The organism is Candidatus Pantoea communis (assembly GCF_011752685.1).
GTDB lineage: Bacteria > Pseudomonadota > Gammaproteobacteria > Enterobacterales > Enterobacteriaceae > Pantoea > Pantoea communis.
This window is the reverse complement of the sequence record NZ_VWXC01000021.1, coordinates 83,851-107,550: the sequence shown is the minus strand read 5'-3', so window position 1 is coordinate 107,550 and position 23,700 is coordinate 83,851. Positions and strand designations below refer to the sequence as shown.

Annotated in this window: 23 protein-coding genes; 8 read left to right on the top strand and 15 right to left on the bottom strand. The window is 55.5% G+C overall.

The window, feature by feature from the left end; translation table 11 throughout:
* Positions 1-166: 166 nt before the first annotated feature.
* A complete protein-coding gene (locus tag F3J37_RS22670) occupies positions 167-913 on the bottom strand; it encodes an SDR family NAD(P)-dependent oxidoreductase (RefSeq protein ID WP_034826502.1) in 747 nt (248 codons plus the stop codon).
* 183 nt (positions 914-1,096) lie between these two features.
* On the opposite strand from F3J37_RS22670, the gene F3J37_RS22665 reads away from it, so the two are divergent.
* Entirely contained in the window at positions 1,097-2,014 is a 918-nt protein-coding gene (locus F3J37_RS22665; protein WP_166935977.1) for an AraC family transcriptional regulator, read from the top strand.
* Positions 2,015-2,017: 3 nt separating this feature from the next.
* Here the strand turns inward: F3J37_RS22665 and F3J37_RS22660 are convergent, their stop codons facing one another.
* The 3 genes from F3J37_RS22660 to ubiU all read right to left on the bottom strand — a co-directional run bounded on the left by F3J37_RS22660 (position 2,018) and on the right by ubiU (position 5,033).
* Positions 2,018-3,028, bottom strand: a complete 1,011-nt coding sequence (locus tag F3J37_RS22660) for a luciferase-like monooxygenase (protein WP_034826498.1) — start codon at positions 3,026-3,028, stop codon at positions 2,018-2,020.
* 115 nt (positions 3,029-3,143) lie between these two features.
* Positions 3,144-4,028 (bottom strand): U32 family peptidase, encoded by an 885-nt coding sequence (locus F3J37_RS22655; RefSeq protein WP_166935976.1) that lies wholly within the window; start codon positions 4,026-4,028, stop codon positions 3,144-3,146.
* Between the two features lie 9 nt (positions 4,029-4,037).
* Positions 4,038-5,033, bottom strand: coding sequence for a ubiquinone anaerobic biosynthesis protein UbiU (gene ubiU, locus F3J37_RS22650; protein ID WP_166935974.1), 996 nt, complete (start codon positions 5,031-5,033; stop codon positions 4,038-4,040).
* Between the two features lie 203 nt (positions 5,034-5,236).
* Between ubiU and ubiT the strand changes: the two genes are divergently transcribed.
* Positions 5,237-5,761 carry a ubiquinone anaerobic biosynthesis accessory factor UbiT gene (gene ubiT, locus F3J37_RS22645; protein ID WP_166935983.1) on the top strand — a complete coding sequence of 175 codons (525 nt, stop codon included), beginning with the start codon at positions 5,237-5,239 and terminating at the stop codon, positions 5,759-5,761.
* Positions 5,755-6,261: a GNAT family N-acetyltransferase gene (locus tag F3J37_RS22640; protein WP_034826492.1), complete on the top strand. Its 507-nt coding sequence runs from the start codon at positions 5,755-5,757 to the stop codon at positions 6,259-6,261. Before ubiT ends, F3J37_RS22640 begins: the two co-directional genes overlap by 7 nt.
* On the opposite strand, the gene F3J37_RS22635 is transcribed toward F3J37_RS22640, so the two are convergent.
* On the bottom strand, positions 6,245-6,532 hold the full coding sequence (locus tag F3J37_RS22635) for a GIY-YIG nuclease family protein (protein WP_058959440.1): 288 nt from the start codon (positions 6,530-6,532) through the stop codon (positions 6,245-6,247). The two genes, F3J37_RS22640 and F3J37_RS22635, sit on opposite strands and share 17 nt — an antisense overlap.
* An 80-nt stretch (positions 6,533-6,612) precedes the next feature.
* Here F3J37_RS22635 and F3J37_RS22630 point away from each other — a divergent pair, with 80 nt between their 5' ends.
* The gene (locus F3J37_RS22630) at positions 6,613-7,053 is read left to right on the top strand and encodes a YhbP family protein (protein WP_166935972.1); all 441 of its coding nucleotides are present in this window, start codon (positions 6,613-6,615) and stop codon (positions 7,051-7,053) included.
* A 127-nt stretch (positions 7,054-7,180) separates the two neighbouring features.
* Positions 7,181-8,218, top strand: a complete 1,038-nt coding sequence (locus tag F3J37_RS22625) for a permease (protein WP_166935970.1) — start codon at positions 7,181-7,183, stop codon at positions 8,216-8,218.
* Here F3J37_RS22625 and nrdG read toward each other — a convergent pair.
* Positions 8,111-8,677, bottom strand: a complete 567-nt coding sequence (gene nrdG, locus F3J37_RS22620) for an anaerobic ribonucleoside-triphosphate reductase-activating protein (RefSeq protein WP_166935968.1) — start codon at positions 8,675-8,677, stop codon at positions 8,111-8,113. The genes F3J37_RS22625 and nrdG overlap by 108 nt on opposite strands.
* Positions 8,674-10,812 (bottom strand): anaerobic ribonucleoside-triphosphate reductase, encoded by a 2,139-nt coding sequence (gene nrdD / locus F3J37_RS22615; protein ID WP_166935966.1) that lies wholly within the window; start codon positions 10,810-10,812, stop codon positions 8,674-8,676. The genes nrdG and nrdD overlap by 4 nt, the downstream gene beginning before the upstream one ends.
* A gap of 271 nt (positions 10,813-11,083) precedes the next feature.
* Between nrdD and F3J37_RS22610 the strand changes: the two genes are divergently transcribed.
* Positions 11,084-13,468, top strand: coding sequence for a beta-N-acetylhexosaminidase (locus tag F3J37_RS22610; protein WP_166935964.1), 2,385 nt, complete (start codon positions 11,084-11,086; stop codon positions 13,466-13,468).
* 180 nt (positions 13,469-13,648) lie between these two features.
* On the opposite strand, the gene ridA is transcribed toward F3J37_RS22610, so the two are convergent.
* From ridA to argF, 4 genes are all read right to left on the bottom strand, one after another.
* Positions 13,649-14,035, bottom strand: coding sequence for a 2-iminobutanoate/2-iminopropanoate deaminase (gene ridA / locus F3J37_RS22605; protein WP_084934256.1), 387 nt, complete (start codon positions 14,033-14,035; stop codon positions 13,649-13,651).
* A gap of 78 nt (positions 14,036-14,113) precedes the next feature.
* On the bottom strand, positions 14,114-14,578 hold the full coding sequence (gene pyrI / locus F3J37_RS22600) for an aspartate carbamoyltransferase regulatory subunit (RefSeq protein WP_034826475.1): 465 nt from the start codon (positions 14,576-14,578) through the stop codon (positions 14,114-14,116).
* A 10-nt stretch (positions 14,579-14,588) separates the two neighbouring features.
* Positions 14,589-15,524, bottom strand: coding sequence for an aspartate carbamoyltransferase (gene pyrB, locus F3J37_RS22595; RefSeq protein WP_034826472.1), 936 nt, complete (start codon positions 15,522-15,524; stop codon positions 14,589-14,591).
* A gap of 232 nt (positions 15,525-15,756) precedes the next feature.
* Positions 15,757-16,764, bottom strand: coding sequence for an ornithine carbamoyltransferase (gene argF, locus F3J37_RS22590; RefSeq protein ID WP_166935962.1), 1,008 nt, complete (start codon positions 16,762-16,764; stop codon positions 15,757-15,759).
* A 163-nt stretch (positions 16,765-16,927) separates the two neighbouring features.
* On the opposite strand from argF, the gene rraB reads away from it, so the two are divergent.
* Together rraB and miaE are read left to right on the top strand one after the other, a co-directional pair.
* Entirely contained in the window at positions 16,928-17,350 is a 423-nt protein-coding gene (gene rraB / locus F3J37_RS22585) for a ribonuclease E inhibitor RraB (RefSeq protein ID WP_034826466.1), read from the top strand.
* 59 nt (positions 17,351-17,409) lie between these two features.
* Positions 17,410-18,171, top strand: coding sequence for a tRNA isopentenyl-2-thiomethyl-A-37 hydroxylase MiaE (miaE, locus tag F3J37_RS22580; RefSeq protein ID WP_166935961.1), 762 nt, complete (start codon positions 17,410-17,412; stop codon positions 18,169-18,171).
* A gap of 33 nt (positions 18,172-18,204) precedes the next feature.
* Here miaE and F3J37_RS22575 read toward each other — a convergent pair whose 3' ends face one another.
* The 4 genes from F3J37_RS22575 to pepA all read right to left on the bottom strand — a co-directional run bounded on the left by F3J37_RS22575 (position 18,205) and on the right by pepA (position 23,683).
* Complete coding sequence (locus F3J37_RS22575; RefSeq protein ID WP_370662139.1) at positions 18,205-18,711, bottom strand: GNAT family N-acetyltransferase; 507 nt, start codon at positions 18,709-18,711, stop codon at positions 18,205-18,207.
* 63 nt (positions 18,712-18,774) lie between these two features.
* Entirely contained in the window at positions 18,775-21,630 is a 2,856-nt protein-coding gene (locus F3J37_RS22570; protein WP_166935957.1) for a valine--tRNA ligase, read from the bottom strand.
* A 2-nt stretch (positions 21,631-21,632) separates the two neighbouring features.
* A complete protein-coding gene (locus F3J37_RS22565) occupies positions 21,633-22,094 on the bottom strand; it encodes a DNA polymerase III subunit chi (RefSeq protein WP_166935955.1) in 462 nt (153 codons plus the stop codon).
* A 77-nt stretch (positions 22,095-22,171) separates the two neighbouring features.
* Positions 22,172-23,683: a leucyl aminopeptidase gene (gene pepA / locus F3J37_RS22560; protein ID WP_166935953.1), complete on the bottom strand. Its 1,512-nt coding sequence runs from the start codon at positions 23,681-23,683 to the stop codon at positions 22,172-22,174.
* Positions 23,684-23,700: the final 17 nt, after the last annotated feature.

The window sequence follows — 23,700 nt, the reverse complement described above, 5'->3', positions numbered from 1 at the left end:
AGAATCGTAACGAGAGACGATATCAAGGGCCTGACTGAGCTGCATAAAAAAATCCGGAAACGAAGCGTTTCCGGATTCTTACACAGCCACTGGATCGTTCAACTGATCCTTAACTGATCGGCATTAGACGCCATGGCGTCCCTTTTTTATGTTCGTAAATTAAACGTTACACGCCGCCGGCAATTAACACCCGCTCTCCACTGACGTAGGCTGACTCTTCTGATGCCAGAAACAGGGCAACCTGCGCCACATCTTCCGGCAGACCAAATCGTCCCAACGGCGTAGCAGCGATCAGCTTCGCTTTGACATCCGGATTCATCTTCTTCGCTGCCAGTAAACCTTCGGTCAGGATGATTCCTGGTGCCAGCGCATTGACGCGAATATTACGTGGCCCCAATTCACGAGCCAGGCCCTGCGTTAAGGTATCAATTGCCCCTTTGGTCGCTGCCCATAACACCGAGCCCGGTGTGCTGCGTTGGCTGTTAAGGGCGCTCAAGTTAATGATGGTGCCCCCGCGAGCCGGGAAATGTTTCGCCGCCTGCTGGCAGACCAGTAACGTGCCCAATACATTTACATTGAGCTGCTGCTGCATTTCACTGAGGCTGAGTTCGGCGAAATCGCCATGATGGAAAATACCGGCATTGTTGACCACGATATCCGGCGCGCCAAACTGCTCGATGCTGCGCGCGAATAAACGCTGCACATCGGCCTCGCGAGAGATATCTGCTTGTACCGCAATGGCATCGCTGCCCAGCTCGCAGATGTCCGCGACCACATCTGCAGCACCCGCTTCATCCTGGCGGTAATTAACAATGACGCGAGCGCCGGCCGCCGCGAAAGTCATAGCAATGGCGGCGCCAATGCCTTTCGAGGCGCCCGTCACCAGCGCGATTTTGCCTTCAAGTGCTTTCATTGTGTCTCTCCACCTGAGAATTCGGGGAAGGGTAAGCATGCGCTGTCCATACAATTTTGCGGTAGCGCAATCCTGCAAGCTTTTTGCACAATCCTGCAAATGTGTTGTGCAGGGACTAGGCGTAACGCGAGCGAAAGGCGAGAATGCGGGGACAGTGATCACTCATCACGGAGTGCGCAACGCATGATTCATCAGGAACAGTGGCAGCAGTTGGTGGCGATGATCGCTCGCCATACCCCGGAAGATGGCCGCCACTTCAGCCCCATCGATTTTCTCTCTTTTGGCCGAAGCTCCAAACCCACGAGCCTGTCGCACATTGCCACCTGGGCCAGTTTTGCACTGGTGGCGCAAGGGCAAAAAGCATTGCGCATGGGTGACGACGTGATGCATTACGGACCGGGCGATCTGCTGCTAGTGACGCTGGATATGCCGGTGCAATCCTGCGTGGTGCAGGCCACGGAGGAGAAACCGAATCTGGGCGTCGGGATCACCATCAATGAAACGCGCCTGATGCACTACCTCGAACATTTCCCGCTGCAGCAGATTGGCGCAACGGTAACCAATGAACGTGGGATTACGGTACACAAAGTGGCGCCGCCCCTGGTCGATGCCGTGATCCGCCTGATTGAGCTGTTGGATCAGCCCCAGGATATTCCGGCGCTGGCACCGTTAATTGAGCAAGAGATTTTCTATCGACTCCTTACCGGGCCGGAAGGACCCCGCATCCTCAACATGGCGTTGACGGAGCGGCCGGGCAACAAAGTGGCGCGCGCGGCACGCTGGCTACGTGAAAACTTTCATCAGCCGCTCAAGATGGATCAGCTGGCCAGTAGCGTGGGCATGAGTATTTCGTCGCTGCACCATCATTTCAAATCGGTCACGGCCATGACACCAATGCAGTATCAAAAGCAGTTACGTCTTAACGAAGCGCGGCGTTTGATGTTGATTGATAAGTTAGATGCGGGAACCGCAGGGTATCGCGTGGGGTATCAGAGCGCTTCGCAGTTTAGCCGTGAATACAGCCGTTTTTACGGGCAATCGCCGGCTCGTGATGTGCGTATGGTGGCTGTGGGGCCAGAAGGATTGACCCCACAGCAGTAAACGTTACAGCGAGCGTGCCGCTTCCATCGCCAGTGCGAAGGAACGCAGACGGGCTTGCGGGTCGAAAATCTGGCCATTAACCATGATTTCATCGGCCTGCGTTTCGCGCATCAGCGCGGCTAATCCCTGACGCACTTTGTCGCTATCGCCGACAATCGACATGCTCAACGCCTGCTGTACACCGTACTGCTCCGATGGCGACCAGAGGTTATCCATGTTTTCGACAGGTGCAGGCAGCGGGCCCGGTTTGCCCCGGCGCAGATTAATAAATTGCTGCTGCATCGAGGTAAACAGGAAGCGCGCATCGCGTTCGCTATCCGCCGCGACCACGTTGACGCACACCATGGCATAAGGTTTCGCCAGACGCGCAGAAGGCTTAAATTTCTCACGATAGAGATGCAAAGCCTGGAACAACAGGTCCGGTGCAAAGTGGGAAGCAAAGGCGAACGGCAAGCCGAGCTGTGCAGCCAGTTGTGCGCTGTAGAGGCTGGAACCCAATAACCAGACTGGAATTTTTAAGCCTAAACCCGGTACCGGTTGTACCGGAGGATGCTCACCCTCTTCGGCATCAAACCAACGAATCAGTTCTGCTACATCTTCCGGGAAGCTATCCGCCTGGGCGCTGGAGAGATGGCGGCGCAGTGCGAGCATGGTGCGCTGGTCAGAACCTGGCGCACGGCCCAGCCCTAAATCAATACGGCCAGGGTATAAGGATTCGAGCGTACCAAACTGTTCAGCGATCACCAGCGGTGCGTGGTTGGGCAGCATAATACCGCCAGATCCGAGGCGCAGAGTTTCGGTATTCGCGGCCAGATAGCCAATCAACACGGAGGTTGCCGCACTGGCGATACCGGTCATGTTGTGGTGCTCAGCGAGCCAGTAACGATGGAAACCAAGGGCTTCAGATTGACGCGCCAGCGCCAGCGAATTGTGGAAAGCTTCGCGCGCAGCAGAACCTTGCGGGATAGGTGCAAGATCCAGCACGGACAGGCGAACGTTTTTTTTCTCAGACATGGGCACTCCAGATAATGATGGCGCAGGTGTTATCAGACCTGCGCCAGTCAGTATTACGCATCATTACCCATATTAAAACTGCTATTAACAGCAGGAATATAGCCGGAATGTGCCTTTACCGTCCGCCTTCAAGCGCCATACCCGCCAAACGACGCCAGTAACCGTTGCATTCACTGCCGCGCGCCATCATCAGCGGCGCTTCACCGGCTTCGTTCGCACGGAAGCGAGCAACCTCTGTTAGCGTGGTTTCATCCTGCGGCGAGAGGCGTACGATGTCGATCCAGTTATGCATGCCGGCCAAATCGTTACCAAGGTTATAACAGTAGCCGCTCATGGTCTGGATGCCATTCAACACAAACACCTGTTGGCCCTCCAGTGACAGCACGCGGCGGCCAGTGGGATAGTGAATACAGCAAGTTTGACAGTCATCTTTGGCGCGATTTTCGGAGCGGGCGGTAAAGCAGCGTGCCGACAGCGCCAGCGGCAGATGGCCATAGCCCAATACCTCCACTTCGAACTTGTCGCGCAGGCCTGCGGCATCGCACTGCTGCAACAGTTGAATCAGCCAGTCGCGCGACATCTCGACCGGTAAACACCAGCGCGTCATACCCTCTTTGAGCAGCAACTGTAGCGTTTGCGCGTTGTAGACGTTAAGCGTCGGCCCGGCGACAAACGGCAGCTTACGTTCGGCTGCCATGTTAACGGTGCCGATGTCGTTGGCTTCCAGCAAAAACTCACCGTTCTCCACATAGCGCCGCAGCTCTTTGACTTCCGAAGGCGACTGCAACAGCGCCAGCGTGCTGAGCACGACCTGTTTACCGTGTTGTGCCAGGTGGCGTGCTAATTCCATCCATTGCTGGAATGAGGTTGCACGACGTTTACTGCATACCGCTTCGCCGAGGTAGATGATGTCAGCAGAGCTGACGGCAGCCTGCTGATAAAAGCGTTCCAGCGTTTCCGTTGGCCAGTACCACAGCACCGGCCCGATGGCATATTTCATAGCATCTCCTCACTGCCAGCTGCGGTGATAGGCACCGAGCGTGGTCTGGCTACCTTCAGAAAGTTCGCCCAACGCGCGCATCCAGGGTTCCTGCACCGCGAATTGCTCGGGCGAGGCCATGCAGCGATCAATCGCCTGGCGCCACACTTTTGCTACTTGCGCCACATAAGCCGGACTGCGCTGGCGGCCTTCAATTTTTACCGAAGCAATATTGGCGCGAAGCAACTCCGGCAACAGCGATAAGGTATTCAGGCTGGTGGGTTCTTCCAGCACGTGATAGCGCTGGTCATCCACTTGATAGCGCCCTTTACACAGCGTGGGATAACCGGCGCTCTCATCGGCGCTGTAACGATCAATCAGCACTTCATTCAGGCGTGATTCCATCCCCAGCGGCGTTTGCTGCCAGCGCACGAATTTTGCCGGCGAGCAGGCACCCGCACTGTTGGGTGATTCCCCCGTCAGCCAGGAGGAGAGATAGCAACGGCCTTCCGCCATAATGCACAGGCTGCCAAAGGCAAAGACTTCCAGCGGCACCGGTGTTTCACGCGCCAGCTGTTTAACCTGATGCATCGACAGTACGCGCGGCAACACCACGCGGCTGAGATCGAAATGGCGATGGTAAAAGTGGATGGCCTGCAAATTTGTCGCCGAAGCTTGCACGGAAAGGTGGCGTTCCACCTGCGGATAACGCTGCGCGGCATACTCCAGCGTAGCGATATCGGCGAGAATCAAGGCATCTGCGCCGTTCTGCGCCGCCACATCAATGGCCGTTTGCCAGCGATTCATCCCATCAGGATGGGCAAAGGTATTGATGGCCACGTGCAGCTTGCGGCGATGCTGGTGCAGGAAGCGCGACGCTTCTGCCAGCTTCTTGTCAGTAAAATTAAGGCCAGCAAAGTGGCGGGCATTGGTGTCATCTTTCAAACCGACATACACTGCATCGGCGCCATGCTCCACCGCCGATTTCAGCGCAGGTAAATTCCCCGCTGGACACAGCAGTTCCATACATTTCCTCCCCCGAATTCCGAAGCGTTAAAGTGTAGGGAAGGCGACAGGCGTGAATGTTGATTTAAGGCAGTGAAAGCGTCAGTCAGCATGCAGAGTGAAGATTATTTAATCAATTGTTCCGCAATTTCCTTGATCTCAGTGGAGGCGAGGGCGCCTGGATGTGGCAATATAGGTAAAATTTTCTGAAGGGATTGTTGATGATGTTTTCGCGCTTACGCGGCCTGATGGTGAAAAAAGGCCCAGAATTCCTTGCCTTACCTATTTCATTCACCCCATTCCCTGTAAAAAAAGTGGTTTTGCAACAACTCTTAAACTGGCAATTTCGTCATGCTTTGTCTGAAGGTGAGTTAGACTTTCTGGAAGGGCGCTTTCTTGGGATTGAGATTGCAGATGTGAATCTGCGCTGGATCACCACCTTGCAGAATGGACGCCTGACCGTTTCACGCGACGCCGAGGCAGATGTCTGGTTCCGCGGTGAAGCCAACGACTTGTTGCTGGTGGCAGCACGCAAAGCAGACCCCGATATGTTGTTTTTTCAACGCCGTTTGGTGATTGAGGGCGACACGGAGCTGGGTTTGGAGGTGAAGAATTTGATGGATGCCATTGAACTGGATGCCATGCCTACGCCTTTGCGCACGGGGTTGCAGCAGCTGGCTGCCTTTATTGAGGCAGGAATGAAACAGGACGCGAAGGCCGCTAAGGCGCGCGCGGGGATCTCATGTTGATTCGTACTGAAATTGGTGTGGATGCGGCGGGCATCGACAGCTTATTGAAGCGTAGTTTTGCGACCTCCGCCGAGGCTGAACTGGTGCAGCAGCTGCGTGAAGATGGTTTATTAACGCTAGGTGTAGTGGCCACGGATGATGAAGGGCAGGTATTAGGTTATGCCGCCTTTAGCCCGGTGACCTTACAAGGTGAAGACCGCAATTGGGTGGCGCTGGCGCCTCTGGCGGTGGATGAATCCGTGCGCAAGCAGGGCATTGCCAAACAGCTGGTGTATGAAGGGCTCGATTCCCTGAACGAGTTCAGCTACAGCGCCGTGGTGGTATTGGGCGACCCCGAATTCTACAACCCGTTGGGCTTCGAACCAGCTGCTCGTCATGGCCTGCACTGTCGCTGGTTGGGTAGCGAAGCGGCATTTCAGGTCTATAAATTAGCGGATGATGCATTTACGGGCGCAGAAGGATTAATCGCTTTCTCCGAACCTTTTAATCGTTTCGATTAAACCACGCATTCAGGCATGAAGGCTGCTGCGATACCAGCAGCAGCTTTTGCGTGCGGCTGAGTTGCTTCACCTGATACTCCAGACGCGAAGCGGCCGAGCGGTCGCCTGCATCGCAATTAAACACCAGCGTCAGCGGACCTTTGCCACGCAATGCGCGCGCACCTTTCCCGGATTGATGCTGCTGCAGGCGGCGATGAACATCTGTGGTAATGCCTGTATAAAGCATCCCGGCGGCGGTTTGCAGCATATAGAGCTGCCAGCCCTGTTGCATATGACTTTTCCTGTTAAATGGCTGTTGGGCAGTGTAGCGCGCTTAGGCTAGCCTCGCTATCTGCCACATGGAGTTGCATTGTGTCTGACCATTCTCATCTTATTCGTTTTCTTAAAAAACAGCGTGCGCTGTCATTATGTGCCAGCAATGGCAACGATCTGTGGTGTGCCAACTGCTTTTACGTGCTGGATGAAACACGAATGGCGTTTTGGTTGATGACCGAACCGGGTACGCGACACGGCATGTTAATGCAGGCCCAGTCGCGCGTCGCGGGCACAGTCAACGGCCAGCCAAAAACCGTGCTGTTAATCAAAGGCGTGCAGTACAGTGGCCGTATTCAGCAGCTTACTGGAGAGCGTGAAGCGCAGGCGCGGCATGCCTACCAGAAACGCTATCCGATTGCCCGCAAGGTTCAGGCACCCTTGTGGGAGATTATGTTGGATGAGCTGAAGATGACTGACAACGCGCTGGGCTTCGGCAAAAAAATCCTTTGGCAGCGCGATAAAACCGGCGAAAGTTAATTTTCCGCGCCCGATCAAACTTACGCTAACTTTGCGTAGCAGATTCCAATAACCTGAATAACACTATGGACTAACCGCCTCACTCCCCGGTGCGGCATTCGTTATTCTGTAGAATACGGAATCTGCTATGACCCAACTTGCATCCTCTGCACCAGCGGCGCGCTTCGCATGGTGGAAACCCTTGCTGTTCCTCGCCGTCGTCGTCATTGGCCTGTGGTACGTCAAATGGCAGCCCTATTACGGCAAAGCCTTCACAGCGGCTGAAACCCATTCAATCGGCATATCCATTTTGGCGAATGCCGCGGATTCACCGTGGCGCGCGGCGCTGGATTACGCGATGGTTTACTTCCTCGCCGTCTGGAAAGCCGCAGTGTTAGGTGTGATGCTGGGATCGCTGGTACAGGTGCTTATTCCGCGCAACTGGTTGCTTCGCTTAATGGGCAACTCGCGGTTTGGATCGACGCTGATCGGCACCGGTTTAGGCTTGCCGGGCATGATGTGCACCTGTTGTGCCGCGCCAGTGGCGGCGGGGTTGCGTCAGTCGCAGGTGTCGAGCGGGGCGGCGATGGCCTTTTGGCTGGCCAATCCGCTATTAAATCTCGCCACGTTAATCTTTATGGGATTTGTGCTGGGTTGGCACTTCGCGGCGATTCGGCTGGTGGCGGGCTTGATCATGGTGCCAGGCATTGCATCGCTGGTGCAGCGTAGCGTGCCGGATAACAGGGTCGCAGCGCCGCTGGTCACAACAGCAAGCAGTGAACAGCCCTTCCTGACTCGCTGGCTGCGCGTGATGTGGCGGCTGTTCTGGAACACCATCCCGCTGTATATCGTTGCCGTGCTGTTATTGGGTGCTGCGCGAGTCTGGCTATTCCCGCATGCCGATGGTGCGGTGGGCAATACGCTGTTTTGGGTGATGCTGATGGCGATAGCGGGCTGTTTGTTTGTCATTCCCACCGCTGCAGAAATTCCCATTGTACAGACCATGATGCTGGCGGGCATGGGGATCGCGCCTGCGCTGGCGCTGCTGGTAACCTTACCCGCCGTGAGTGTGCCATCGCTACTGATGCTGCACCGTGCCTTCCCGGCGCGCGCGCTGTGGATCGCGCTGATTGGCGTGGCGCTCAGCGGCATGATCCTCGGCACACTCGCCCTGTGGCTGACGTAAATACCAGATCTTCTGATTGCGGCTGCCGCGCCATAGCAGCCGCGCATCTTTCTCCGCTTCCACGAACCGCCCGTCGATCAGCACATCAATTTCAGCCACCACTTCACGCTGTGCCGCGCTCAGTTCCGCCATCTCATAGCCGGTCCACAGCCAGATATCTTTGTCCGGGCATTCACGCCGCACGCGTTTCACCAGACGACGGATGTGCGGCACATTGTGCGGATGCAGGGGATCGCCGCCGCTCAGCGACAACCCCTGACGTGGAATGCGCTGATCCTTGAGATCGGCAATCAGCTGCTCTTCCATCTCCAGCGTGAAGGGATCACCGGAATCGAGCCGCCAGGTACTTTGGTTATAGCAGCCACGGCACTGATGTTCACAACCCGAGACAAACAACGTGCAGCGGGTGCCCGGCCCGTTGACGATATCGACGGCGTAATAGCGATGAAAACGCATCATCCCAGCTGTCCGGTATCCAGATGTTTAACGCGGCGCTGTACCTCTTCCTGCTTACCGGCATTGAACGGCCGCGCATCTGGGCTGCCCAGATAGCCACAAACACGGCGCGTGACGGAAACCCGTGCCGGATCGTGGTTACCACAGCACGGACAGGTAAAGCCTTTGCTGGTGCAACTGAATTCACCCGTAAAGCCGCATTCGTAGCACTCATCGATGGGCGTATTGGTGCCGTAATAGGGCACGCGGTGATAGCTGTAATCCCACACATCCTCCAGCGCCTTGAGGTTGTGTTGAATATTGGGGTATTCGCCGTAACAGATGAAGCCGCCATTGGCGATGGCGGGATAGGGCGCTTCAAAATCGATCTTGTCGAAGGGATTTACTTTCTTTTCGACGTCGAGGTGGAAGCTGTTGGTGTAATAACCTTTGTCGGTGACGCCCGGCACCACACCAAATTCGGCGGCATCGAGCCGGCAGAAGCGATCACACAGGTTTTCGCTCGGCGTGCTGTACAGGCTAAAACCGTAGCCTGTCTCGTCTTTCCACGCATCCACGGCTTCGCGCAGACGCTGTACAATCGCCACACCTTTTTCCCGCAGGTGCTGCGCATCATACGGATGGACTTCATTGCCGCTCAGCGCGTTTAGCGTTTCATGCAGGCCGATGTAGCCGAGCGAGATCGAAGCACGGCCGTTGCGGAAAATCGCGCCGACTTCGTCATCAGCGTTCAAACGTACGCCACACGCGCCCTCCATGTAGAGAATCGGCGCTACGCGTGCTTTGGTTTTCTCCAGCCGGGCGATGCGCGTCATCAATGCCCGTTTAGCCAGTTCAAGCCGTTCATCCAGCAGCAGCCAGAAATGAGCTTCATTGCCTTTGGCTTCCAATGCAATGCGCGGCAGGTTCAGGCTTATCACCCCAATATTGTTTCGCCCTTCGTGAATCTGCTTACCGTTTTCCTCATACACGCCGAGGAAGCTGCGGCAGCCCATCGGGGTTTTGAACGAACCGGTGACTTCTACCACCTTATCGTAATTGAGAATGTCGGGATACATGCGCTTGCTGGCACACTCCAGCGCCAGCTGTTTGATGTCGTAGTTAAAATCACCGGGACGACGATTCACACCTTCGCGGATGGCAAATACCAGTTTCGGGAACACCGCGGTTTTATGGTTTTTCCCCAACCCTGCGATGCGATTACGCAGAATCGACTGCTGAATCAGGCGCGCGGCCCAATCGGTGCCGAGACCAAAGCCAAAGGTGACAAACGGCGTCTGCCCGTTGGCAGTGTGCAGCGTGTTGACCTCATATTCGAGAGACTGGAATGCGTCATAACACTCTTTCTCGGTGCGCACGCGCGCATAGGCTTCCGCATCCGGGATCTGCCACTGCTGTGCCACGGCGCGATGTTTCTCCAGACTAAGCGTCACAAACGGCGCCAGCACTTCATCAATGCGGTTGATGGTGGTACCACCGTAAATATGGCTGGCGACCTGCGCAATAATTTGTGCTGTCACCGCCGTCGCGGTGGCAATGGATTTTGGCGGCTCGATTTCGGCGTTGCCCATCTTGAAGCCGTTGTTCAACATGCCCTGAAGATCGATCAACATGCAGTTAAACATCGGGAAAAATGGCGAATAGTCGAGATCGTGATAGTGGATCTCACCGCGCTCATGCGACAGAACCACATCACGCGGCAGCAGCTGCTGTTGGGCATAATGTTTGGCAACGATGCCTGCCAGTAAGTCGCGCTGGGTGGGGATCACTTTGCTGTCTTTGTTGGCGTTTTCGTTGAGCAACGCGGCATTGGTCTGTTCAACCAGGCCACGAATCGCGTGGTGCAGTTTGCCACGCTGTTCACGGGCTAAATCACGGTCATGGCGATATTCGATATACGCGCGCGCCAGCTGCGGCCAGCGCCCGGCCATCAGCGTCTCTTCCACTGCACACTGGATGTCACGGATATCTACCTCAATGCGATCGGACAGCCGCTGGCTCACTTGTTCAGCCACCTGAGTACACCAGCTCGCATCCTCTATCCGTGCAGCTCGCGCCGCCGCCTGAACCGCCAGCGCGATACGCTGCGCTTCAAACGGCACTCTGCAGCCGTCTCGCTTAATCACCACCGTCGCCATTTTTTCTCCGTGAACTACATATGGGTGTTTAACCAGAGTGTAATCGCTATATATGGTGTTTTGGCGGAAAATAATCGCGCTGTTTTTGACCTGCCTCAAAGAAGACATAACGAAGATTGAAAGCCGCACAATGGTAAAGCGGACTAAACTTCAAAAGTTTTAAGCAGACCAAACTTCGAACTTTTACAACTTGATTTGCGATGCGAAGCAGGTTTAATGATTTTTTTTTTGCCTATTTTTGGCCCGTCATTTAATTACAAGGATGCCTTACATGCCTCTGCAACGAACGCTGCTCGCCTGTTGTTTATCCCTGACTTTTTCCGCTGTTGCCGCCCCCGCCTCTGATCTGCCTTTAATGCCCTGGCCGCAAAAAGTGGTGCAGCCTGCCAGCGGCGGCGCATTGACGCTGACACCGCAATTCACGCTGCATATTACGGGCGATCATCTGGAGGGGGCTGAAGCGCGCTGGCGTGCGCGCATTTCACGTCAAACCGGTTGGCCGCTGCTGCCCGCCAGTGCGCCGAGCGATCAGGCCACCATTCAGGTACAAATTGCCCAGGCAGTGGATCCCTTGCCACAACCGGACAGCGATGAGAGCTATCATCTTGAGGTCAACAGCGGCGGCGTGACGCTAAAAGCCAACACGCGTTTCGGTGCGATGCGCGGCATGGAGACACTGCTGCAGTTGATTGAGAATAATGAGACGGGAACGCAGATCCCCTACGTCATCATTGACGATAAACCACGCTTCCCGTGGCGCGGGGTGCTGATCGATTCGGCACGCCACTTCCTGCCGATTGAAACGGTGAAGCGGCAGATCGACGGTATCGCCGCAGCGCGAATGAACGTATTCCACTGGCATCTGACCGATGATCAGGGCTGGAGATTTGCCTCCAGCCACTATCCGCAGTTGCAGGAGAAGGCCAGCGACGGCCTTTACTACACGCAGCAACAGATGCGTGATGTGGTGCGTTATGCCACCCAGCGCGGCGTGCGCGTGGTGCCGGAAATTGATGTGCCGGGGCACGCCTCGGCGATCGCGGTGGCGATGCCAGAACTGCTCAGCGCGCCGGGCCCGTACCAGATGGAACGCGGCTGGGGCGTGTTTAAACCGCTGCTCGATCCCAGCAACGAAGCGGTCTTCACCTTCATCGATACGCTAATGGGCGAGGTTACGGCGATCTTCCCCGATCCTTATATCCATATCGGCGGCGATGAAGTGGATCCGACCCAATGGAATGACTCGCCGAAAATTCAGCAGTTTATGCGTGACCATGGTCTGAAAGACACGCACGCATTACAGGCGTGGTTCAATCAGCGGGTGGAGAAGATCCTGGAAGCGCATCAACGTCGCATGATTGGCTGGGATGAGGTTTACCATCCGGATCTGCCGAAAAGCATTTTGATCCAGTCCTGGCAGGGGCAGGATGCGTTAGGTGAGGTGGCGAAGCACGATTTCCGTGGCATTCTCTCAACCGGTTTCTATCTCGATCAACCGCAAACCGCAGCCTACCACTACCGCAACGATCCCTGGCCGCAGGGACTCCAGGGTCAGGATCAGATTCAAGCCGACGAGCAAGCGCAGAGCTGGCAGTTCACCATGCCGCGTTTGAAGGGCAGCCCGGTCAAAGGCAGTTTCACTCTGGTGGAAGCTAAAAACGGCTGGCGTGGCTTTATTGATTTCAGCGGCAAAGCGCGGCGTATGGTGAGTGATATTCGCTGGCTGTCGCCCACGCAGTTGACCTTTAGCGTCGATACCTGGATGGGGCCGTTTCAGCCAATGGTCACTCTGACGCAGGACAAACTGACCGGTTACATGCTGGTGGGCAATGTGCGCTATCCCGCTGAGGGCAGCAAGCTGGCACAGGTGCCGACCGGTATTCAGCCTTCAGTGCCAGCGCCTGAGCAAATGCAAAACAACCTGATTGGCGGTGAAGCAGCGCTGTGGGCGGAAAACGTCAACAGCCGGGTAATTGATACGCGTTTATGGCCGCGTGCCTTTGTGGTGGCTGAGCGCCTGTGGTCGGCGAAGGATGTCACCGACAGCGACAACATGTACCAACGCTTAAACGCGGTGGATCGCTGGGGCACGGTGTCGGTGGGATTACAGCAGCATCAGCAGGCGGAGGTGCAGATGATGCGACTGGCCAACACCAGCGATATCACGCCGCTGCGCGTGCTGGCGGAGGTGCTGGAACCGGCGCAGTATTACACGCGTCAGCACCTGAAATTCCAGGCAGGGCACTATGACTATTTCGAGCCGCTCAATCGTCTGGCGGATGTACTGCCTGCCGAAAGCGAACCGGTGCGGTTACTGGATAAACAAGTCGATGCACTGATCGCCAATCGTGAGGATCGCATGGCGGCCAACGTTATTCGTCAGCAGTTACAGCGCTGGCAGAACAACAGTGACGCGGTGATGCCGCTGATTCTGAGCAGCTATCAGCTCAAGCCGCTGCAGCAGCAGGTTCAACAGGTGGCGCAACTGAGCCGCATGGGCATCGATTTGGTCAATGCGATGCAGCGTAATCAGGCGTACGGTGCCAGCGAAGTGGCCGAGATGCATGCCAAACTGGATGCCGCTGCCGAGGTGCAGGATGAAACCGTGCTGGCGCTGGTCAGGCCGCTAGAGAAGCTGCTGAGGTCGTCTAAATAAACGGATGCGCGATCAATCACGCCGCTACGAGGGGATGGCACACCATGGAATTACGTCGCTACGGGGGTGAAGAGCACGCCATGCATTGATGTCGCTAAGGTGATGTTCTAACACACTCATCGCGCCGCCACAGTTGAGTACAAATTTGTAGCGGCGCAATTTATTGCGCATTGCCTTTACTTAACGACGTACGGCAATCGCCTCAATCTCGATCTTCACGTCTTTTGGCAGACGCGCCACTTCCACACAAGAACGTGCTGGGAAGCTGGCATCGTGCTCGGTGAAGAAGGCTTCGTAAGTGGCGTTAACGGTGGCGAAGTCATTGAGATCTTTCACGAACACGGTGGTTTTCACAATGTCGCCCACTTTCAGGCCAGCAGCTTCCACGATCGCCTTCACGTTCTCCAGTGACTGACGCGCCTGCGCAGACACATCATCTGCCACGGCACCGGTCGCCGGATCAACAGGGATCTGGCCTGAAGTGATGATCATGCTGCCGAGATCCACGCCCTGCACATAAGGGCCAATTGCTGCGGGTGCTTTTTCTGTGCTGATTTCGCGAGACATTGTTTCTCCTTAAAAGTGCGCAGCCGACCTTTGTCAGCCGCGTATTGGTTCGCCCCATTATAGGGACGATAAGCACGATTACCAGTGACCGAGCACCACGTGGCGCGCGAACTCTTTCTCGCAATATTTGCACTTCAGGTGCACATCATCGTCACGCTGTTTCACCGCGAAGCTGCTGAATACTGGCTCACTGCGGCTAATGCAGTTGCTGTTCGGGCAGGTCAGCACACGTTCGACACGGTCCGGTAAGGTCGGGGCGATTTTCGCTACTACTTCGTATTCATCAATACGGTTAACCGTGGCGTGAGGCGCATACACCGCCAGCTGGTTAATCTGATCATCGGTCAGGAAGGTATTCTCGATCTTAATCAAATCCTTGCGCCCCATCTCACCTGAAGGCAGATTCAGTCCAATGGTGATGCGCTGGTCGGTCTCGGTCAGGCGAAACAGCGACAGTAATTTAAAACCGACCTGCGCAGGAATATGGTCGATTACCGTGCCACGCTTGATGGCTTCAACCTGCAATTTATTATCGTGAGTCATCGGTTTCTCCTTACAGGGCCAGTTCGCTATTCAGTACCAGTGCCAGCAGAGCCTGGCGGGCGAAGATGCCGTTGCCCGCCTGCTGGAAATACCAGGCGTGCGGCGTGCTATCGACGTCAGTGGTGATCTCGTCAATACGCGGCAACGGATGCAGCACTTTCATGTTGTCGCGAGCGCCGGCTAAATCGGCCGCGCGCAGGATGAACTGTGCTTTGACGTTGGCGTACTCAGACGGGTCGAGACGCTCTTTCTGCACACGGGTCATATACAGGATGTCGAGTTCCGGCATCACTTCTTCGATGGTGTCGTGGCGCGTCCAGACAATGTTCTGCTCATCCAGCATATCGGTGATGTAGGCCGGCATCGCCAGCGCATCCGGCGCGATAAAGTAGAAACGGTTGCCGGTGAATTTCGCCAGCGCCTGGGTCAGCGAGTGCACGGTACGGCCATATTTCAGGTCACCGACCATCGCCACATTCAGGTTGTCGAGGCGGCTCTGGGTTTCACGGATGGTGAACAGATCCAGCAGGGTTTGCGTCGGGTGCTGGTTGGCACCGTCACCGGCATTGAGAATTGGAATGCCGCTGGAGAATTCAGTCGCCAGGCGCGCGGCGCCTTCCTGCGGATGACGCATCACAATCGCATCGACATAAGTGCTGATCACCGAAATGGTGTCGGCCAGCGTTTCGCCTTTCTTACCCAGCGAGGTATTGCTGCCGTCGGCGAAGCCCACCACTGAAGCACCCAAACGATGCATAGCGGTTTCAAACGAAAGGCGGGTGCGCGTCGAGGCTTCAAAGAAGCAGCTGGCGATCACGTTGTGCTTCAGCAGTTCCGGCTGGGGATGAGCCTTGAGCTGGGCAGCGGTGTGTAACACCAGCTCCAGTTCTTCGCGGTTGAGATCGTTAATGGAAATAATGTGCTTGCGATATAGCGGGTTGGCCATAGCGTTCTCCTCTGCGCTGCCGGATTGCGGACAAAAAAAAGCCCCTGCTTAAGGGGCTTTTTTTACGATCAATGGTTGACGGAAAGAAACAGCGGCATCGCCTGTGGTCAGGCGGGATAGAGCGGCAAATTGTGCGCTGCGCTGTTGCATGTTTCCTCCGGCAAATTGTGGCGCATTATACGCATTCACTGATTTGCATCAAGCAGAAATCGCCGCAAGGTAAACGTTTGCTTTATGGGTTACCCAGCGTGGCGACCATCACCGCTTTGATGGTATGCATGCGGTTTTCGGCCTGATCGAAAACGATGCTGTGCGCCGATTCAAACACCTCGTTACTCACTTCCATGCCGTCTTTCAGACCATACTGTTCAGCCATCTGACGGCCCAGCGTGGTTTGATCATCATGGAAGGCGGGCAGGCAGTGCAGGAATTTCACCTGTGGATTGCCGGTCAGCGCCAGCATCGCGCTATTTACCTGATACGGACGCAGCAGGGCGATACGCTCTTCCCATACCGATTTCGCTTCACCCATCGACACCCACACATCAGTGTAGATGAAATCCGCACCTTGTACGCCCTCGGCAATCTCTTCGGTCAGGGTGATTTTGCCACCGGTTTTCTGTGCTGCAACGCGACACTGTTCAACCAACTGCTCTTCCGGCCAGCAACCCTTCGGTGCCACCAGGCGCAGGTCCAGCCCTACCAGAGCTGCCGCTTCCAGCATGCTGTTGCCCATATTGTTACGTGCGTCACCCACATACACCAACGTCATATCGCTCAATGGTTTACCTGGCAGATGTTCTTGCATGGTGAGCAAATCTGCCAGCAACTGCGTCGGGTGGAATTCCGTGGTCAATCCGTTCCACACCGGCACACCGGCAAATTCCGCCAGCGTTTCCACCAGTTCCTGGCCGAAGCCACGATACTGAATGCCATCATACATGCGGCCTAATACGCGCGCGGTGTCTTTCATCGACTCTTTATGGCCGATCTGGCTGCCGCTTGGGCCGAGGTAAGTGACGTTAGCGCCCTGATCGTATGCGGCAACTTCGAAAGAGCATCGGGTACGGGTCGAGTCTTTTTCGAAGATGAGCGCGATATTCTTGCCTTTCAGGTACTGCGTTTCGGTAGCATTTTTCTTAGCGTGTTTTAATTCACCTGCCAGACTTAACAGGTTAGCGATTTCGGCGGGTGTGAAATCCAGCAATCTCAGGAAGTGTCTCGAATACAGCTGACTCATACAGCGCTCCAGATGGGGACTAATAATGAATTAAAATTCAATCTAACCGTATGAATATGCATTTTCAACCCCGACGTTAAGAAACTTTCCGTTTTGTGTAGTGGCGCGCGAGGCAGTGTGGGAAAATAATTGCATTCACGTCGAACATTTTGAGGACACGCACATGGCATATGAAGCATTGCTGGAAGAACAGCGCGAAGAAACCCGCCTGATCATTGAAGAGTTGCTGGAAGACGGCAGCGATCCGGATGCGCTTTACACTATCGAGCATCACCTCTCTTGCAACAACTTCGACTCACTGGAGAAAGTCGCGGTTGAGGCTTTCAAACTGGGCTTTGAAGTGAGTGAGCCAGAAGAGCTGGAGCTGGAAGAGGGCGGCACGGTGATGTGTGTGGATATCCTGAGCGAAGGCGCATTGAAGCCAGAGCTGATTGATGCACAAGTTGAGCAACTGGTGAATCTGGCCGGTAAGTTCAACGTCGATTACGACGGCTGGGGCACTTACTTCGAAGACCCGGACGCGGAAGATGAAGACGACGATGGTGATTTCATCGATGACGAAGAAGACGACGGTGTGCGTCACTAGGTCTTAAACGGGCGGCGCTCGCCGCCCAGAACCACTTCCCCGCCAGATAAAGAACGCCGATGAATTACGCTCCCCTGTTAGAACCCATTTATGAATTTCTGCACTGCCGCACGCCACAAGCGTGGATTGACGAAGCGCGCAAGCCGGAAAACCTGACGCTGTTGTTGACCGATCACATGGTGTGCGAGTTAAAAGCGGCACAAACCGCGGTGTTTATCATTCGTAAGTATGTGGCCGATAAACCCAGTGGCGATGCCATTCTGGCGTGGCTCAAGCCATACGAAGATTTCATCTACCGCGAAGAACCAGACAGCAACTTCATTAACGCGCATAAAAATCTGACCAAGAGCATCATTGTGCGTAACGAACTGCCGTGGGCGGATGATTTGGTCGAGATGATGATTCTGCTGATCAAAGAAGAGCTGCATCATTTTTATCAGGTGTGGGAAATCATGCAGTCGCGTGGTTTGCCGTATCGCAAAATCACAGCCAGCCGCTATGCCAAAGGACTGATTCGTGAAATCCGTACCTTTGAACCTGAAGCGCTGGTGGATAAGCTGATTTGCGGGGCCTATATCGAAGCGCGATCCTGCGAGCGTTTTGCCAGCCTGGCGCCGTATCTGGATGAACAGCTGCAGAAGTTCTATATTTCGCTGCTGCGTTCTGAAGCGCGTCACTATCAGGATTATTTGAAGCTGGCGGAGCAGATTTCAGCGAAGGACATTGCCCCGCGCGTGCAGGCGTTTGGTGCAGCGGAAGCGCGCTTAATCAGCGAGCCGGATGGTGAGCTGCGTTTCCATAGCGGTGTGCCTGCTTACTAAGTTGGGTGCGCAAATCTGCGCACCGCTTTTACATCACAACACTTTCAGCATCCGCACTTCACAATCGCCGTGCCCGGTACAGCCCATCGCGCTGTCGATCAGCTCAAAACCCAATGAATCATACAGCTTAATCGCGCGGGTGAGCGTGCCGGTGGTTTCCAGATAGCAGCGACGGAAACCCTGCTGACGCGCATACTCCATCGCCCGCAACGCCAGCGCACGCGCCAGCCCTAAACCGCGCACTTGGGGCAGGAAGTACATCTTCTGCAATTCGCAGATGTCCGGTGCGCTACACGCCAAAGGTGCCACGCCGCCGCCGCCCACAACACGTCCCTCATGCTCGACGATCCAGTAAGCGCTGTTCGCTTCGCTGTACAACTCGAACAGGCGATCCAGATTCGGATCGGACACGGTGTAACCTTTGTCGGCGGTCAGGCCAAACTCTGCGGAGACATCACGGATCACTTGCGCAATCAGCGGATTATCGGCCGCAACAATCGGGCGCACCTGTAAATTCAGTGGCGTAGCGGTGGTCATCATTTTCTTCCGGTGTAAAAAAGCCGGGCAGTGCCCGGCTATGATTTAGCAATTGGACTGATGCGCTTACAATGCCGCAATCACGCCCTGCTGTTCAATCAGTTTTGCTTTTGATTGTTCCAGCTCAACGATGCGCTCGCGCTCTTTCGCCACCACCGCTTCCGGTGCACGTGCAACAAAGCCTTCGTTCGCCAGTTTGACCTGGATCTTCTCAATCTCGACATCCAGCTTGGTCAACTCTTTCGCCAGGCGCTCCAGCTCGGCTTCTTTGTTGACCAGATCCGCCATTGGGATCAGCAACTCAGCGCCTTCGACGATCTTGGTGACCGAGACCGGACCTTTCTCGCCCGCAGGCAGAATGGTCAGGCTTTCCAGACGCGCAAGACGTGACAGGAAGCTACGGTTCTCATCGACACGACGCTGCGCGGTTGGCGAGCAGTCACGCAGCAGCACATCCAGCGGTTTACCCGGTGCGATGTTCATTTCAGCACGGATGTTACGCACTGCCACGATCGCCTGCTTGATCCACTCGATATCCGCTTTGGCTTCCGCATCTTCTTTTGCCGCGTCAAACTGCGGGAACGGCTGCAGCATGATGGTGTCGTGATCGATATTCTTCAGACCTTTCACACGCTGCCAGATGGTTTCGGTGATGTAAGGAATGATTGGGTGCGCCAGGCGTAAGACCGCTTCCAGCACGGTGACCAGCGTATTACGCGTGCCGCGCAGTTCCGCTTCGCTGCCGTTGCTCATGACCGGCTTGGTCAGCTCCAGATACCAGTCACAGAACTGGTTCCAGGTGAAGTCATACAGAATGTTGGCTGCGATATCAAAGCGATAGCTGTCCAGCGCTTCACGATAGGCTTTCACGGTGCTGTTGAATTCGGTCAGAATCCAGCGATCCGCCAGTGACAGCTTCAGTTCGCCGCCGTTCTGCCCGCAATCGTGCTCTTCGGTGTTCATCAGCACGAAGCGGCTGGCGTTCCACAGCTTGTTACAGAAGTTGCGATAACCTTCAAGACGCTTCATGTCCCAGTTGATGTCACGACCGGTTGAGGCCAGTGCCGCCAGGGTGAAGCGCAGGGCATCGGTGCCGGAAGCCACAATGCCGTCCGGGAACTGCTTCTCGGTACGCTTGCGGATCTTCTCAGCCAGCTGCGGCTGCATCATGTTACCGGTGCGTTTTTCCAGCAGGTCTTCCAGCGAAATGCCGTCGATCATATCCAGTGGATCGATGACGTTGCCTTTCGACTTGGACATCTTCTGGCCTTCTTCATCACGAATCAAACCGGTCATGTAGACGGTTTTGAACGGCACCTGTGGCTTGCCGTCTTCATCTTTGATGAAGTGCATGGTCAGCATGATCATGCGCGCAATCCAGAAGAAAATGATGTCGAAGCCGCTCACCAGCACGCTGGTTGGGTGGAAGGTACGCAGTGCTTCGGTATTCTCTGGCCAGCCAAGGGTCGAGAAGGTCCACAGACCTGATGAGAACCAGGTATCCAGCACGTCGTCGTCCTGGCGCAGTACCACAACGTCAGCCAGGTTATTTTCCTGACGCACTTCGGCTTCAGTACGGCCGACATAGACGTTGCCGTCGTTGTCATACCAGGCCGGGATGCGATGTCCCCACCACAGCTGACGCGAGATGCACCAATCCTGAATGTCACGCATCCATGAGAAGTACATGTTTTCATACTGTTTTGGCACAAACTGGATGTCGCCGTTTTCGACCGCTTCTACCGCAACTTTCGCCAGTGGAGCGGTGCGCACATACCATTGGTCGGTCAGCATCGGCTCGATCACTACGCCGCCACGGTCGCCGTAAGGCACGGTCAGATCGTGTGGTTTGATTTCATCCAGCAGGCCGAGTTCATCAACCGCAGCCACCATGGCTTTACGCGCCGCGAAACGCTCCATTTTCTGGAACTGCGCTGGGATCTCATCGGCGCATTCGTCGCTGACTTCACCGTTGGTGTCGAACACTTCCGCACGCTCGCGGATATCGCCATCAAAGGTCAGGATGTTGATCATTGGCAGCTTGTGACGACGACCGACTTCATAGTCGTTGAAGTCATGCGCTGGGGTGATCTTCACGCAGCCGGTGCCTTTTTCCATGTCCGCGTGCTCATCGCCGACGATCGGAATGCGACGGTTCACCAGCGGCAGGATCAGTTCTTTACCGATCAGATCTTTATAGCGCGGATCTTCCGGGTTCACCGCCACGCCGGTATCGCCCAGCAGGGTTTCCGGACGAGTGGTGGCGACCACCAGATAATCTTTGCCTTCTGCGGTTTTCACGCCATCCGCCAGCGGGTAGCGGATATGCCACATTGAGCCTTTGCTCTCGCGGTTTTCCACTTCCAGGTCGGAGATCGCGGTACGCAGTTTAGGATCCCAGTTCACCAGGCGTTTGCCACGGTAAATCAGATTCTCTTTATACAGGCGCACGAAGACTTCACGCACCGCATTCGACAGGCCTTCATCCATGGTGAAGCGTTCGCGCTCCCAATCCACGGAGTTGCCAAGACGACGCATCTGACGGGTAATAGTGCCGCCAGACTCTGCTTTCCACTGCCAGATTTTGTCGATGAAAGCATCACGGCCGTAATCCTGGCGAGTTTTGCCCTCTTCAGCGGCGATCTTGCGCTCAACCACCATCTGCGTCGCGATACCGGCATGGTCAGTACCTGCCTGCCACAGGGTGTTTTTACCCTGCATACGCTGGTAACGAATCATGGTATCCATGATGGTCTGCTGGAAAGCGTGACCCATATGCAAGCTGCCGGTGACGTTCGGCGGCGGGATCATGATGCAAAAGCTTTCCTGGCTGGTGTCGCCATTCGGTTTAAAGTAGCCCTGCTGTTCCCAGTGCTCGTAGAGCGGCTGCTCGATATCTTGCGGGTTATATGTCTTTTCCATTTCTACACTGTCGTTTGCGGCGGAGGTGGCGTCGCCGTATTCAATTGGAAACCAACGCTGCGATACGTTTTGTAGCGATCGCGCGCCAGTTGTTTTAAGGATTCTTCGTAAGGAACAAAGTCTATCACTTCATGGAAACCAGTAGCAAAATCTGCGAACTGTGGCAGCAGGCTGATCAGCAGGTCACGCGGGGAACTGCCGCGGCGCTGCGGCCAGGCCAATTCTACCGGTGCGCCGTAACGCGGGCCTTCACCCGCCAGATTGTGCGGCACAAAGGCGTTGGCGGGACGCTGCCAGAGCGCTTCATCCAGACGATTAGCTTGGTCTTCATTCTCGCAGGCAATCAGAATGCGTTTGCCGTCACGCCAGCGTGTTTCGGCCAGATCGCACACCAGTGCTTCGATGGCGCTCAGGCCGTCGCTGGCGTTTTCCGACTCCATCACATAGAAAGTGGCGTTTTTCATGGCAAGCTTATTTCCATTAATGACAGTGGGGCGCATTTTGCGCCCCATGAGTTCATACGTCTATCTTTGAACCGCGATTAATCGTCGCCGTTCAATCCTGCGCGGTTCAACAGGAACTGCGACAGCAGCGGAACTGGACGACCGGTGGCGCCTTTGGTTTTGCCAGAGCGCCATGCGGTACCGGCGATATCCAGGTGCGCCCAGTTAAATTTACGGGCAAAGCGTGCGAGGAAGCAGGCTGCGGTGATAGCACCACCCGGACGGCCGCCAATGTTTGCCATATCGGCAAAATTGGATTCCAGCTGCTCCTGATACTCATCCGCCATCGGCAGACGCCAGGCGCGGTCACCCGCTTGCTCGGAGGCGCTGATCAGCTCGTGCGCCAGCGGATTATGGTTCGACATCAAACCGCTGACGTGATGGCCCAGCGCAATCACGCAGGCACCGGTCAGGGTCGCAACGTCAATCACCACTTCAGGCTCGAAGCGCTCCACGTAAGTCAGCGCGTCGCACAGCACCAGACGGCCTTCCGCATCGGTATTCAGCACTTCAACAGTCTGGCCTGACATGGTGGTCAGCACATCGCCTGGACGCATCGAACGACCATCCGGCATGTTCTCACAACCCACCAGTACGCCGACGACGTTCAACGGCAGATTGAGTTCCGCCACCATGCGCATCACGCCGTACACGGACGCCGCGCCGCACATGTCGTACTTCATTTCATCCATCGAATCGGCCGGTTTGATCGAGATACCACCGGAATCGAAGGTCAGACCTTTACCCACCAGCACAATTGGACGCGCTTCAGGATCGGTGCTGCCTTTGTACTCAATGACCGACATCAGCGATTCGTTGTGTGAACCGGCCCCGACCGCCAGATACGCGTTCATGCCCAGCTCTTTCATCTGCTGTTCGCCGATGACACGCGTGGTGACATTTTTGCTGTACGCATCAGCCAACTGACGCGCCTGCGACGCCAGATACGCGGCGTTACAAATATTTGGCGGCATATTGCTGAGGTCTTTGGCGGCTCTGACGCCCGCTGCCACCGCTAAACCATGCTGAATCGCACGTTCACCGCTGGTGAGTTCACGACGGGTTGGCACGTTGAACACCAGCTTGCGCAGTGGACGGCGCGGTTCAACTTTATTGCTTTTCAGCTGATCGAAGTTGTAGAGCGCTTCTTTTGAGGTTTCAACCGCCTGGCGGACTTTCCAGTAAGTGTTGCGCCCTTTAACATGCAGTTCGGTCAGGAAGCACACCGCTTCCATCGAACCCGTGTCGTTCAGCGTATTGATGGTCTTCTGAATCACCTGTTTGTACTGGCGTTCATCTAGCTCGCGCTCTTTACCGCAGCCGATCAACAGGATACGTTCAGACAGGATGTTAGGCACATGGTGCAGCAGCAATGTCTGACCGACTTTGCCTTCCAGTTCACCGCGGCGCAGCAGGGCGCTGATGTAGCCGTCGCTGATTTTATCCAGCTGTTCAGCAATGGGTGACAAACGGCGCGGTTCGAAAACGCCCACAACAATGCAGGCGCTACGCTGTTTTTCCGGGCTACCGCTTTTTACACTGAACTCCATGCACTCTCCTGAATCTT